This is a genomic window from Natronosporangium hydrolyticum, from assembly GCF_016925615.1.
Taxonomy (GTDB): Bacteria; Actinomycetota; Actinomycetes; order Mycobacteriales; family Micromonosporaceae; genus Natronosporangium; species Natronosporangium hydrolyticum.
This window is the reverse complement of sequence record NZ_CP070499.1, coordinates 3,846,044-3,860,194: the sequence shown is the minus strand read 5'-3', so window position 1 is coordinate 3,860,194 and position 14,151 is coordinate 3,846,044. Positions and strand designations below refer to the sequence as shown.

Sequence of the window (14,151 nt, the reverse complement as noted above, 5' to 3'; positions counted from 1 at the left end):
GTCCCGTACCCCGTAGTCTGTCCGGTTATGCAGGCGGCTGCGGGTCGGGTAGTGGGCGGTGAGTGAGGCGCGAGGGGTCCTGCCGCAGAATCTCGGCGAGTTGCGCGGCGGCCGCCGGCTGCGCGTCGGCCGAGGGGTAGCCGCCCGCCGATGGGTAGCCGGCCGGCGGCGGTGCGCCGGCGCCTGGCGGATGGCCGTAGATCGGGTGCGGCGGTGGCCCCGGCGCCGACCCGCTCGCTGAGCTGCCACCAGCGGCAGGGTGGGTGCCCCCGGGGTGCTCGGGGTGGCCCCCGCTCGCCGCGGCCCCGCTCGCCGCTGCCTCGCTCACCGGGGTGGGGACGGTGATCGACGCTTGGCCGTCGGCCCAACTGACCACCGCCGAGAGCGCGCCCGCCGGCGTCTGCACGGTGAGGCTCACCGTTGCCTCAGGACGTTGCTCGACCAGTCGGCGGGCCGCTTCGGCCAGCTCAGCCAGGATCGGCACCGGGCTGCTCGGCGGCGGGCGATCCACGGTGCTGTGATCCGCCAGGCGTTGCCGTAGCGCATTCCATCGGGCCATGCGGGCCAGTGGATCTTCGGGTCCGGGTGTCATCAGCTAAGACGGTAGCGCGCCGGTCGCGCGGCTCAACGCCAGTTCCAACAGGACCAGTAACATGTCCCGCACCGAGTGGCGATGCCGGGCGTCGAAGGCCACGACCGGGATGTGCTCGGAGAGGGCGAGCGCCCAGCGCACCGTCTCCAGATCATGGGCCAACCGGCCATCGAAGGCGTTGACCGCCACGATGAACGGCAACTGGGCCCGCTCGAAGTAGTCGACCGCCGGATGACAGTCGTCCAGGCGGCTGCTGTCGACCACCACCACGCCGCCCAGCGCTCCCCGGATCAGGTCGTCCCACATGAAGACGAAACGGTCCTGCCCCGGGGTGCCGAACAGGTAGAGCTTGAGGCTCTCGTCGATGGTGACGCTGCCGAAGTCGAGGGCCACCGTGGTGGTGGTCTTGTGCGGCAGGGCGCCGGGGTCGTCGATGCCGAGGGATGCCTCGGTCATCTCCGCCTCGGTGGTCAGCGGCATGATCTCAGAGATCGCGCCGACCGTGGTGGTCTTGCCGGCGGCGAATCCGCCGGCGACGACGATCTTGACGGGTACGGGTGGCTGGGGCCGGAGAGTAGCGGCCGGACGGTTAGGCGATCGCTCGTAGTCCACGGATGACTCGCAGAATGAGGTCGGGGTCGTGAGGGTCGGCGACATCCTGGGCATGGATGTCGAGGTGGCCGGTGGCGCGGAGATCGCTCACCAGCACTTTTGTCACCCCCAGGTGCAGGGGTACCTGGGCGGAGATCTCGGCTACCGACAGCGGTTCGGTACACAGGCTGAGGATGGCCTGTAGTTCGGGCGCGAGGGTAGCTACGGGCGCGGCCCACGGTGGCAGGGTACGCACCGCGGTGACCTGGGTTTCGATACCGAGCTCGGGGTCGATGGTGGGGACCCGGCCGCCGGTGAGGACGAACGGACGGAGCCGTGGCAACTGTGCGTCGGGCACCTGCGTCGGGGCCGCTGGCTCGTCCCGCGGCGCTGGCGGCGCCTCCTCCGCGTCGCCGCCCGGGTCGAGGTAGGGCCGAATCCGCGCCCGCTCTGGCGGGTCGTATCGGGTCACGACTGCACGGCGCGCTTGAGCTCGGCGATCAGCGCCGGGGTGAGCGCGCTGCCGGCGCGGCTACCGAACAGGGTCATCTCGTACGCCACCGTGCCGAGGTTGGCGGTACGGTCGGCGATCGCACCGAGCACCGAGCCGCTGCTGATCGAGGTGACGAGCAGGTACCCGTCGGTCATGTCGACGATCACCCGATTAAGGTCGCCGAGCGAATACCAGGTGGAGACGCCGCTGGAGAGGCTGGTCAGCCCCGAGACCATCGCGGCCAGTCGTTCGGCGTTGGCCTGGTCATTGATCGCCGAGACCGCCATCAGTAACCCGTCGGAGGAGACCGCGATCGCCTCCCGGACCCCGGCGGTGTTGGTGGTGAATGAGTCCAACAGCCAGTTGAAGGTCTTCGCCTCTTGGCTGAGCTGGGCCGAACTAGCGGTCATGCTGCGTCTCCTCCGTACCGCTGTGAGAGCGGATCTCGCTATGGGCTCGGGCAACGCCGTCCTGGAGCTGCTCGATCAACGCTCGGGCCTCCTCCGGGGCCGCGCCCTGCACCGGGCCCGCCCGGTGCGGGGTACGCCGCGGGATCGGCCCGGTGTCGGTGAGCGTCGCGCCGGGAACTCGCCGGCGCAGCGTGGTCGGTCGGCCGTTGGCATCGGTGGGTTCGGCGGGGGCCTCGGGCGAGCCGGGGGCCTCGGGCTCGCCGGGGGTGGCGGGCGGGGCGCTCGCCGGGCGGGGAGCCGCACCGTTCGGGTGGGCCCCGCCGGGGGTTGCGGCCGGCGGCGGTACCGCCGCGGTCCCGGTCGCCGTCCTGGCCGAGGGCTGGGGGGCGGACTCGTCCGAGTCGGTCGGAGCGGTCGGAGCGGTCGTGGCGACCGCGAAAGCGTTCCAGCGCTGTGCCGCCGCCAGCGCCTGGTTGGCCTTGCTCAGCGCCGCTACGTCCACCAGCGTCGGCGCCGGCTGCGAGCGCGGGTCGGCCTCGGCGGACTCTGGCGCCGCTGGCAGCGGCGCGGCGGGCGACGTTTCTGCGCCAGCGGAGACCGGGGCGGCGGGGTGAGCCGGGGCGGCGGGCGAGGTCGGGGAGGCGGTGCCCACCGAACGCGGTGGTGAGGTTGCTTCGGCGAGCAGCGTTCGGGCGATTTCGACCACCGCGGTTACCCCACCGCCGGCAGTCTCCAGCAGCCGCACCCGTAGCCCGTGGCGTCGGCTGAGCCGTCCCACCACGAACAGGCCGAGCACCTCGGTCGGCGCGAGGTCGAGCCGTTCCCGCCGGGAGAGCCGGGAGTTCTCCTCGGCCAGCCGGTCCGGCTCCATGCCGATCCCGTGGTCGATGATGGTGACCGTGGCGCCGGCCTCGCCGCTGACCGCCGTAACCGTCACGCGGGTGTGGGGCGGGGAGAAGGTGGTGGCGTTCTCCATCAGCTCCGCCAACAGCAGCACCAGGTCGCCCCCGAGCGCGGGCACCACCTGCAGGTTCGCCGGCACCTGGACATCGACCCGGCGGTAGTCCTCGATCTCGCCGAGGGCGAGCCGGACCGCGTTGGCCAGCGGCAGCGGCGCCACGTATTCGTCGGCGCCGACGGTGCCCGACAGCGCGGCCAGGCTGCCGGCGTTGCGGCGCAGCCGGCTGGAGATGTGGTCCAGCCGGTAGAGGTCGGCTAGCCGGGCCGGATCGGTTTCGTTGTTCTCCAGTTGGTCGATGAGGGAGATCTGCCGGCTGACCAGGTTTTCGGTCCGGCGACCGAGATAGCCGAACATCAGCCCGACGTTGCGGCGGCTGGCGACCTGCCGTTCGACTAGTTGCACGGCGGTGGTCTGGACCCGGTCGAACGCTCGGGCCAGATCGCCGATCTCGTCGGAGCCGGTGGTCGGGATCGGCTCCATCCGGATCGGTTCATCGGATTCGTGCTCATCGTCGGCGACCCGCGCCAGCTCCGCCTCGGCGACCTGGGCGACCCGGTGGGCGGAGCCGGTGAGGTTCAGCAGCGGCCGGACCACCGCCCGCGCCAGCAGGACCGTGACCGCGATCACCAGCAGCACCAACAGGGTTGCGCCGAACCCGACCAGGTACGCGGTCCGCAGCGCCGCCTGCTGTTGTGCGTCCACATCGGCCAATGCGTCGGCGACCACCTGTGCCTCGACGTACTGACCGAGGTGGCTCAGTGACTCCAGCGGGCGGAACATGCTGTTGGCGGTCCGGTCGCCGACCGCCTCCCACGGGTCCTCGGTAAAGGCTACGCCCTCGCCGGTCTCCGGCTGCGCGACGAACGCCTCCGACATGATCTCGAGCTGTTCGAGCTGCGCCGGGGTCGCGTACCGGTTGAACCGTTCGGTGTACTCGGCGAGGATCCGCAGGTTGCTGAGGTACTGGATGGCCGCGGCCTCGCTGCCGGTGCCGGCGATGATCAGCAGTGCGTCGGTGCCCTGGCCGGCGGCTTCACTGAGCCGGAGCGCGGCGTCGAGCGCCGCCAGCTGCCGGGCGCCCGGCGCGGTCAGGTCGAGCCGGTCCATCAAATCCAACGAGTCGACCAACGCGGTGTTGATCTCCGAATATGCGGCCACGACCTGCTCTGCGGGCAGCGCCCGCTCCACCACCGCCTCCCGCAGGCCGGCCAGGTCGGCGGTGTCGGGCACCGCCGCCGCGACCGCCGCCGGCACCCCACCGTCGGTGGATCCGGCCTGCTCCGTCAGCGCGGCGACCTGCTCGTCGACCCGGGCACGTTGGGATATCAACCGGGACAGCGCCGAGGCCTCCACCACGAAGCCTACGGACAGGAGTCGTTCCTGGCGGATCTCTCCGGCCAGCCCGGCGACCTGGTTGGCCAGGGCAGCGTCTGCCCGCAGCTCCTCGGCGCGCTGCGCCCGCTCCAGGGCGCCGGTGACGATTGGCACGGTCAGCGCCGCGACCGCCAGCAACGGTAGCGCTACCACCAGTCCGAGTTTGGCGCGGATGCGCAGCCGGTCGAAGCCCGGAATCCCGGCCGGGAAACGGTTGCGGAGGCTAGCGAACACCGGCGGGCTCCGACTCGGCCAGCGCCGGGGTAGGCCCAGCGTGGGCGCTGGTGGGTAGCACCGTCAGGGACCCGGGCTGCGAGTCCTCGCGGAGTCCACACCAGCCATTGTGCTGTGCGGGCGCGGTCATGACTGTCCTCTCCAGCGGGAGCCGGCCTTGATCCTATAGCCTGCCGGGCGCGGGACGGGCGGCCACAAGCTATGCGCAAGCGAACCTAACGCCCACGGCGGGAGGCCGGTGGCGGTCAGACGTACAAGATATTCCTGTCCGAACGGTTACCTGGTCATTACGACATTGCTCCTGGCTGCCGGATCTGTTGCTCGGCGCCGGAAATGTCGCCGGGGCGGTGACTTTCCGTCATCGAAGGACTCCGGATTCGGTGCCTGGTAGGTCAATCGGAGGCCGGGAACTCCGCCGCCGAGGTGGCCGGTGGCTCCCAGTTCGGCCGCAGTGGCGCATGCGAACGGCCTCGCCGGTCAGGCTTCGCGCAGAGCACCTGATGCAGTTGGATCTGGTTGCGTTCGAACCCGAGCCGCGACCCGGCTAGATAGAGCCGCCAGGTGCGCGCCCGGCCCGGACCCACCTCGGCGCACGCCGCCGACCAGTTCGCCTCCAGGTTCGCCGACCATTCGCCCAGCGTCCGGGCATAGTGTTCACGCAGGTTTTCTTCGTGGCGGATCTCAAACCCGGTGTCGTGCATGACCGAGGCCAGATGGCCGACTCCGGTCAGCTCACCATCTGGGAAGATGTACCGGTTGATGAAGTGCCGGCGCCGCATCGCAGGGTCCAGGTTATTCGGCCGGGTGATGCAGTGGTTCAGGAACCGGCCGCCCGGCGCCAACCGGCGGTAGAGAAACCCAAAGTAGTCGGGCAGCTGCGCCTTGCCGATGTGTTCGGTGAGGCCGATCGAGCTGATCGCGTCGAACTCCGACTCCGGCACATCGCGGTAGTCCAGGTGGCGGACTTCGGCGCGGCCGGTGAGACCGGCCTCGGCGATCCGCTTCTGTGCCCACTCCGCCTGCTGCCGCGACAGCGTCACGCCGAGCGCTTGTACTCCGTAGTGGGCGGCTGCGTGCAGCACCATGCCGCCCCAGCCGCAGCCAACGTCGAGCAGCCGCTGCCCGGGCTGGAGCCCCAGCTTGCGGGCGACCAGGTCGTGTTTGGCGAACTGCGCCGCCTCCAGGGTGGTCGACTCGGCGGGGAAGACGGCACAGGTGTAGGTCATGGAGGGGCCGAGGAGCCACTGGTAGAAGCGGTTAGAGACGTCGTAGTGGTGGGAGATCGCGGCGGCGTCCCGGCGACGGGAGTGCCGCCTGCCGCGAAGCCGAATCTCCTGCGCCGGTCGGGGCGGGCGGCGCAGCAGCCTCACCCCGCCGAGGTCCCGGAACGCCTGCCACCGGGCCGGCCAGCTGATGTCCAGCTCTAACCTGGCCAGCTGGGACATGGCGGTGTAGAGGTCACCTTGCACCTCTAGATCCCCCATGATGTAAGCGCGGGCGAGCCCGACATCGCCCGGCGCGGTCGCCAGGTACGACAGGGCTCGCTGCGAACGGATCTCCACCGCCACCTCGGCCTCTGCCGGGCCGCTGCGGCTGCCGTCGTAGGCTTGGAACCGCACCGGGGCCTTGCCTCCGGTGACCAACTGGAAAACTTCCGCGAGCTGCATGGCGCCCCCTGGTCGCGCTCTGCTAGGTGAGCCGGACGCACTTGTCGTAGAGGTCGGGCAGCCGGGCGTCCGGATCATACGACTGCTTGACCACCGCGTAAGCGTCGCCGTTATAGCGCCGCCAGAACTCTTCCGCCGGGTAGTGCACTGTGGAGTAGAGGGACTTGTGTCCGCCCAGCCGCGCCACCGCCCGTTCGATGCGGCGGTTATGAAACCCCTCGATGCGCCCCGGCGGCAACGGGACCGTCGACCAGAACCCCGCGTTGACGTAGAGCCGGCCGGGCTCCAATGGATACAGTGGCCATCGCCGGTCGCCGCGTAGCCGCAACGGGCACAGCCAGATCGGCGCGATCCCCACCTCCCGATGAAAGAAGTCCAGGAACGCCGGGGTCTGGTCGACCGGCACCTCCACGTCCTGGACCACCGCCTCGCGCGCCGGCCGGCCCCGCAGCCGTTCCCACCGGGCCGACACCCGGTGGCGCCGGTCGGCGGCGACCAACGACCGGTAGACATCGGAGCGGCGCCACCGCCGCGGCCACATCCGGCGTACCCACGGATGCTGTACGCCGAACGCCCGGGAACACCAGAACCAGTCGGTGTCCCAGCGCCACAGATAGTCGGCGACCCGGAGGTGGTCGACGCTTCGATGCTGGATCGACCGGTAGTAGATCTGCTGGCCGGTGTAGTCGCTGACCGTCGGCGCCGCCGGCACGAACTGCGCCAGGGTGAGATAGAGCTCGTCGCGGCCGAAGACGGTGCCGTCGACGAAGTCGACCGGCTCGCCGTCGTGCTCGGCCCGGTCGCAGATTTGGGTCAGCGTCCGGGTGAGACTCTCGGCGTCGTCGAAGCGCAGGTGCCGCAGCCGGACGTAGGGCGAAACCGGGGTCAGCTCGATCCGTAGCCGCAGCGCATAGCCCAGCGTGCCGTACGAGTTGGGCAACGAGGCGAACAGGTCGGCGTGCTCGTTGTCGGGCTCCGCACGCACCACCCGGCCGTCGCCGGTGAGGATCTCCGCGGCGAGCACCGACTCGTGCGGCAACCCGTGTCGGAACGACGACGACTCGATCCCCAGCCCGACCACCGCGCCGCCGATCGTGATCGTCTTCAGCTGCGGCACCACCAACGGCATCAGGCCGTGTCGCAGCGTGGCCGCCACCAGCCGCTCGTAGCTGACCATGCCCTGCACGTCGGCGGTACGGGCGACCGGGTCGACCGAGAGCACCTGGTCGAACGGGGCGGCGTCGAGCACCGGCCCGGCGGTGGCCGGTCGAAACCGGAACAGATTAGAGGTCGGCTTCGCCAGCCGGACCGGCGCACCGGCCGGCAGCGCTGCGAACTGTTCGCGCAGCGCCGCCACCGCCGCCGCGTGCTGGGCCTCGGCCATATTCGTACGGTACCGCCCCTAACGGGGTCTCCGATGCGGTACGCGAGAGTGCTCCGTCCCAAGAACGGTAGCGGCCGGTGCCGGCGGCTTCACGAAGGGTTCACCCGACCGTCGCCCACCACCGATGGATGCCCGCCGGGTCGAGCTCTACAGTAGGAGTGGCTCGCGGGGGCGACTCAACCATGAGAGGTGCGGTGTCCATGCGTAGGGCTCGGTCCCGGAGCCTGGTGGCGGCGGCTAGCGCCGCCACCCTGCTCGTCACTCTCGCCGCGTCCGCGGCCTCCGCCCAGGAACCAGCGCCTTCGGCGGAGGTGGCCTGCCCCACCTCCCCGGTGCCCGGCTTCGATCTCAGCACCACCGAGAGCTATCCGGCGCAGCGCGAGGTCACTGCCACCAGCCCGGAGTCGGCCGTCACCGACCTGCAGCTGACCGTTTCACCGCCCCCGGAGTCGGGCGAGATCACGCTCACCGAGGTGATTCCCGCGGAGGGCCCCGGCGGCACCGCCGCCGCGACGCTGTCGGTCACCGGCGAGGTGAGCGCCGGCACCTACACCGCTACCATCACCGCGGTCACCGACGACGACCCCGCGGCGGGTGACTGCGTCGCCGCGATCGAGGTGATGCCGCTGGTGCCGATCGGGGCGGTGCAGGGCAGCATCGCCGACGACCAGACCAACTTCACCTCGCCGCTGCTGGGGGAGCGGGTCGCGGTGCGCGGCGTGGTCACCCAGGTGACCATGGAGGGCAACGGCGCCCACGGCTTCTTCCTGCAGGAGCGGGCCGGCGAGACCGATGGTGACCCGCAATCCAGCGATGGCGTCTTCATCTACAACGGAGACTTCACCACCCTGCGTACGGAGGTCGAAGGCCCGGCGCGTGACCAGGTCGGCGCGGACTGGCAGGTGGCGATCGGCGACGAGATCGTGCTCCGGGGCGAGGTCGGCCAGTACTTCGGCATGACCCAGTTCGGCGGGGGTGGCAGCTTCGTCTGGGAGGTCACCGACACCGGGCTGGACGTGCCTTCGACGGTCGCGATCGCGGAGGTCGACCCGCCCGACGACGCGGCGGACGCGCTGCGCTACTTCCGGCGCCACCTCGGGATGCAGCTGACCGTGCCGGCCGGCGCCCAGGTGGTCAACGGCCGGGACGTCTTCTCCGGCACCGACGCCGAAGTGTGGGCGATCCGCGGCGACCACCCGGTCGCGCAGCGCGAAGAGCCCTATTCCCAGCGGGTCTTCCGGGACGCCCACCCGCTGGACAACCAGCCGGAGACGGCCTTCGACGACGGCAACGGCTACCGCTTCGTGCTGGGCAGCTTCGGCGTCAAGGGCAGCACCGGCGACCCGGACGCAGTGCTGGCGCCGGCCCGAACCTTCGACACCATCACCGAAGCCAACCGCGGCGGAGTGTACCTCTCCTTCGGCAAGTACACCGTGAACGTGGTCGACCAGTTGGCGCTCGACACCAGCGGTCCGGACCCGGCCGCGAACCATCCGGTCGAGCCGGCCGACCGGGAGCGGGAGTTCGACATCGCCGCGTACAACGTGGAGAACCTCTACGACTACCGGGACAACCCGAACTCGGGCTGCGACTTCCCGGGGAACCCCGGCTGCTTCGACGAGCACGGCGGCTCGGTCACCGGCCCGTTCGACTACGTGCCCGACAGCGACGCGGAGTATCAAGCCCGGCTGCAGCGGATGGCCGAGCAGATTCGACTCGACCTGCACAGCCCGGACATCGTCATGATCCAGGAGACCGAGGCGCAGGACGTCTGCACCGTCGCGGCGGCGTGGACCCCGGAGACCGGCGCGGAGCTCGGCGCGGACCGGTTGGAGTGCGACCTGACCAACCCGGGCGAGGCGAACACCCGCAGCGATGGCCGCCCCGACAGCCTGCTGGAGCTGGCGCTGGTCATCGCCGAGCAGGGCGGTCCGGAGTACCAGGCCACCTTCAACCTCGACAGCGGGGACCTGCGCGGCATCACCACCGCGTATCTTTACCGCACCGACCGGGTGGAGCTGCTGCCGGCGGCCGCCGCCGACCCGGTGCTCGGCGCCGACCCGCAGGTGGCGTACGACGCCGAGCCACTGCCGTACAACACCGACGTGACCAACCCGAAGGCGCTCAACACCCGGCTGCCGGACCACGTCGCCGATGCCTGCACCGGCTCCGGCCCGACCCAGTGCGACGGTGTGAATGTGTTCAGCCGGGCACCGCAGGTGGCGCTGTTCCGGGTGTGGCGTGGCGAACCCGGGCTCGCCAGCTGGACCGACCTCTACCTGGTCAACAACCACCAGAGCGCCGGGCCGGACCGGCGGGTGTTGCAGCGCACCGAACAGGCCACCTACAACGCCCGGATCGCCGAAGCGGTGCTCGCCGCCGACCCGGCGGCGCGGGTGGTGGTCGGCGGGGACCTCAACGTCTTCCCGCGACCGGACGACCCGTTTGCTCCCGGCACCGCCATCCCCGGGGTGGGGGAGGGGCCGAGCGACCAGCTTGCCGCGCTCTACGACTCACCCCTGACCAACCTGTACGACACCATGGTGGCCGAGTACCCGGCCATCGCCTACACCTTCGGGTTCCAGGGGCAGGCGCAGACCCTGGACCACCTATGGGTGAGCCCGACCCTGCTGGCGGAGCTCCTCGACGCCCGGTCCGCGAAGATCAACGTGGACTGGCCGGCGGACGCCCGAGGGGAGGATCCGGCGTACGGCCGATTCGGAGTCAGCGACCACGATCCGGAGTCGGCCCGGTTCACCGCCGAGCCCACCTTCACCTCGGTACGGGCGCTGCTGTCCCTGCTGGTCACCGAGGAGTCGGTGCCGCCCTCGGTGTCGTCGCCGGTCTCCACCCTGCTGACCAACGCTGAGCGGCTGTCTCAGCGGGGGCAGAGCGCGGCCGCCGGCACCCTGCTGGAGACCGCGGCGGAGCTGGTAGACCGGCACGGTCGGCTGGGCACCATCGACCCGGAGGTGGCGGCGGCCCTGCGCGAGGAGCTGGCCCTGCTGTCGCCGTGACCTGGTTCGCCGCCACGGGCGTCGATAGCGCGGCGGTTATGCTGGCGCGATGACGGAGAACCCGTTCCTGCGCGCCAGCGAACTGCCTTACCAGCTGCCCCCGTTCGACCAGATCACCGAGGAGCACTACCTGCCGGCGATCGAGCAGGGGTTGGTTGAACACCGCCGCGAGATCGACGCGATCGCCGCCGACCCGGCGCCGCCGACGGTCGGCAATACGCTGGTGGCGCTGGAGCGCTCCGGCGAGCTGCTCCGGCGGGTCCGGCCGGTCTTCCACAACGCCACCGCCGCGACCTCGACTCCGGCGCTCGCCGCGCTCGAGCAGCAGATCGCGCCGAAGCTCGCAGCCCACCACGACGCGATCTTCCTCGATGCTCAGCTGTACGAACGGGTTCGGGCGCTCTACGACGCGCGCGACCAGCTGGAGCGAGACGACGAGACCGAGTGGCTGCTGGAGCGGTACCACACCGACTTCGTCCGGGCCGGCGCGCTGCTGCCGGCGGCGGAGCAGGCTCGGCTGCGGGAGATCAACCAGGAGACCGCCGGGCTGATGGCGGAGTTCACCGACCGGGTGCGCTCGGACGGCAACGACCTGGCGGTCGAGGTGACCGACCCGGCTGAGCTGGTGGGGCTCTCCGAGGGGGCGCTCGCGACCGCCGCCGAGGCCGGCCGCGAGCGGGGGGTGGACGCGCACCTGCTCACCCTGCTGCTGCCCACCTCCCAGCCGGCGCTCGCCTCGCTGCAGGACCGGTCATTGCGGGCGCGCCTGCACGCCGCCTCGGTCAGCCGGGGCGGCCGGGGCAACCAGCACGACACCCGGGAGCTGGTGCGGCGGCTGGTGACGCTGCGCGCCGAACGCGCCGCCCTGCTCGGCTACCCGCACCACGCCGCGTACCAGATCGCCGACCGTACCGCCGGGTCGGTGGCGGCGGTGACCGAGATGCTGGCCCGGCTCACTCCGGCGGCGGTGGCCAACGCGGAGGCCGAGGCGCAGCAGCTGCAGAAGCTGGCCGACGAGTCCGGTGACGGTACCCCGATCGGGCCGGGGGACTGGCCGTTCTACGCCGAGCGGGTCCGGGAGCGGGACTTCGAGGTCGACTACGCGGCGCTGCGGGAGTACTTCCCGCTGGAGCAGGTGTTGCGGGACGGCGTCTTCTACGCCGCCAGCCAGCTCTACGGCATCAGCTTCGCCGAACGCGACGACCTGCCCACCTACCACCCGCAGGTGCGGGTCTTCGAGGTCTTCGATGTGGACGGCTCGCCGTTGGGACTGTTCCTGGCGGACCTGTTCACCCGGGACGCAAAGCGGGGCGGCGCGTGGCAGAGCACCTTCGTCGGGCAGTCGAGGCTGCGGGACACCAAGCCGGTCTGTCTGGTCAACATGAACATCAGCCGGCCGCCGGCGGGCGAGCCGGCGCTGCTCACGGTGGATGAGGTCAAGACCCTCTTCCACGAGTTCGGGCACGCCCTGCACAGCCTCTTCTCCGACGTCACCTACCCGCGATTCGCGGGCACCTCGGTGCCGCGCGACTTCGTGGAGTACCCGTCGCAGGTCAACGAGGTGTGGATGCTGTGGCCGGAGGTGGTGGCGAACTACGCCCGGCATCACCGCACCGGCGAGCAGCTGCCCACCGACGCGGTGGAGCGGCTGCGCACCGCGCGCCGGTTCAACATGGGCTTCGAGACCACCGAGTATCTCGCCGCCTCGCTGCTGGACCTGGCCTGGCACCAGCTCTCGACCGAGCAGGCGGCGGCGGTCACCGATGTGGTTGAGTTCGAGGCCGCGGCGCTGGCGGCGGCCGGGGTGGCGCTGCCGCTGGTCCCGCCGCGGTACCGCAGCACCTACTTCGCGCACATCTTCGCCACCGAGGGGTACAGCGCCGGGTACTACTCCTACATCTGGAGCGAGGTGCTCGACGCGGACACCGTCGAGTGGTTCGTGGAGAATGGTGGTCTGCGCCGGGAAAACGGCGACTGGTTCCGGCAGCGGTTGCTGGCGCGGGCCGGGGGAATCGACTCGATGCGGGCGTTCCGCGACTTCCGTGGCCGGGACCCGCGGATCGAGCCGCTGCTGGAGCGGCGCGGTCTGAGGTAGCTCGCAACATCAGATGCCCTGGAGCTGTACGACCCGCCGCGGGTCACACAGCTCCAGGGCATCTGATCACTCGTCGGGTGATCGACGCGTGGGGGTGGTTCAGGCGCTAGTCGGGTTCGATGACCCATTCACCGTCGGCCACGATCTCCAGCGCCACCGCCTCCCGGACCAGCGACTCCTGGGACTCACCGCTGAAGACGCCGATCTCGTTGAAGAGCAGGTTGTAACCCTGGTCGTTGGCCTGGTGGCCCACCACGATGAAGTTCGAGCTGCCGTCGTGTTCGCCGGCCATGCCGACGCCCTCGTCGAGCGCGTCCCAGTCGATCCGGAGCACCGAGTCGCCTTCGCCGGTTGTCTCCGAGGGCCAGGCGGGCACGTCGTCCAGGTTGTGGAGCTCCAGCTCCCACTCGCCTTCCGAGTCCTCGATGTCGACGGCGGTCGGGCTGCCCCCGAAGTGGCCGAGCTCGACCAGGTAGGTGCCGGAGTGGGCGCCGAAGCTGATCGCGAGCGCGCCGCCGACCTGTTCGCCGGAGTCGTCGATGAGTTTGGCGGTGAACATGCCGTCGCCCGGGTAGGTGACGGTGATGGCGTGGAGCGAGTCTGGATCCAGGTTCAACGAGACGATAGTCGGCCCTTCCCCGGTACGGGTCTCGCCGGCGCTCAACCCGGAGCCGCCGGGGTCCGATGGTGGTTCGGGTTCGCCGGTGGGGTCGCCCGGGCCGTCAGTCGGTGCGCTGGTCGGTGGACCCGGATTGGTGGTGGTCTCGCCATCCTCCGAGTGGGTGATCATCGCGATGCCGCTGCCGGCGACGCAGCCGGCGAGCAGCAGTGCTGACGCGGCGGCACCAAAGACCCACCAGCGATGATGCCAGGGCTTGTCGGCGGCGGGTGCGGAGCCCGCGCCTGAATACGGAGATCCGGGCGGGCCGGTCTGATACGGAGCGGCGCCCTGATATGGCACGCCCTGCTGCGGGGCGCCCTGCTGCGGGGCGGTCTGGTACGGGGGACCCTGCTGCTGCGGCACCTGCTGCTGGGGCGGGCTGCTCTGCTGCTGGTACGGCGAACCGGGCGGGCCCGACTGCTGCGGGACCGATGCCTGGAACGGTTGCTGCGCCGGTGTCGTCCCGCCCGCCGGCGTCGCCGCGCCCGGGACGGTGGCCGCCGGCTGGTCGCCCGCGTCAGCGCTGGCCGGCACCCAGAACTGCCAGCCCGCTGGCGCCGCTGGCCAGCTCGGGTCCGGCGTCCAACCCGGTGGCGGTTGCCAGCCCTCGGGTTGCTGCGGCCATCCCGGCGGCGGGTTGAACTTCCAGCTCATCTTCTTGCCTTTCCGGGT

General features: G+C 70.9%; 10 protein-coding genes. 2 read left to right on the top strand and 8 right to left on the bottom strand.

The window, feature by feature from the left end:
* Window positions 1–25 precede the first annotated feature (25 nt).
* The 7 genes from JQS43_RS26080 to JQS43_RS17240 form a co-directional block, all read right to left on the bottom strand.
* Window positions 26–592, bottom strand: coding sequence for a hypothetical protein (locus JQS43_RS26080; protein WP_275580912.1), 567 nt, complete (start codon window positions 590–592; stop codon window positions 26–28).
* A gap of 3 nt (window positions 593–595) precedes the next feature.
* The gene (locus tag JQS43_RS17265; RefSeq protein WP_239675431.1) at window positions 596–1,204 is read right to left on the bottom strand and encodes a GTP-binding protein; all 609 of its coding nucleotides are present in this window, start codon (window positions 1,202–1,204) and stop codon (window positions 596–598) included.
* Window positions 1,182–1,655: a DUF742 domain-containing protein gene (locus JQS43_RS17260; RefSeq protein WP_239675430.1), complete on the bottom strand. Its 474-nt coding sequence runs from the start codon at window positions 1,653–1,655 to the stop codon at window positions 1,182–1,184. Before JQS43_RS17260 ends, JQS43_RS17265 begins: the two co-directional genes overlap by 23 nt.
* On the bottom strand, window positions 1,652–2,086 hold the full coding sequence (locus tag JQS43_RS17255) for a roadblock/LC7 domain-containing protein (RefSeq protein WP_239675429.1): 435 nt from the start codon (window positions 2,084–2,086) through the stop codon (window positions 1,652–1,654). Before JQS43_RS17255 ends, JQS43_RS17260 begins: the two co-directional genes overlap by 4 nt.
* Window positions 2,076–4,655 carry a sensor histidine kinase gene (locus tag JQS43_RS17250; protein ID WP_239675428.1) on the bottom strand — a complete coding sequence of 860 codons (2,580 nt, stop codon included), beginning with the start codon at window positions 4,653–4,655 and terminating at the stop codon, window positions 2,076–2,078. The genes JQS43_RS17255 and JQS43_RS17250 overlap by 11 nt, the downstream gene beginning before the upstream one ends.
* Window positions 4,656–5,047: 392 nt before the next feature.
* Complete coding sequence (locus JQS43_RS17245; protein ID WP_420847592.1) at window positions 5,048–6,400, bottom strand: class I SAM-dependent methyltransferase; 1,353 nt, start codon at window positions 6,398–6,400, stop codon at window positions 5,048–5,050.
* Window positions 6,345–7,706: an FAD-binding oxidoreductase gene (locus tag JQS43_RS17240; protein WP_239675426.1), complete on the bottom strand. Its 1,362-nt coding sequence runs from the start codon at window positions 7,704–7,706 to the stop codon at window positions 6,345–6,347. Before JQS43_RS17240 ends, JQS43_RS17245 begins: the two co-directional genes overlap by 56 nt.
* Window positions 7,707–7,906: 200 nt before the next feature.
* On the opposite strand from JQS43_RS17240, the gene JQS43_RS17235 reads away from it, so the two are divergent.
* A complete protein-coding gene (locus JQS43_RS17235) occupies window positions 7,907–10,723 on the top strand; it encodes an endonuclease (RefSeq protein ID WP_239675425.1) in 2,817 nt (938 codons plus the stop codon).
* Between the two features lie 49 nt (window positions 10,724–10,772).
* A complete protein-coding gene (locus tag JQS43_RS17230) occupies window positions 10,773–12,818 on the top strand; it encodes a M3 family metallopeptidase (RefSeq protein ID WP_239675424.1) in 2,046 nt (681 codons plus the stop codon).
* 106 nt (window positions 12,819–12,924) lie between these two features.
* Here the strand turns inward: JQS43_RS17230 and JQS43_RS17225 are convergent, their stop codons facing one another.
* Window positions 12,925–14,133, bottom strand: coding sequence for a hypothetical protein (locus JQS43_RS17225; protein WP_239675423.1), 1,209 nt, complete (start codon window positions 14,131–14,133; stop codon window positions 12,925–12,927).
* Between the last annotated feature and the right edge of the window lie 18 nt (window positions 14,134–14,151).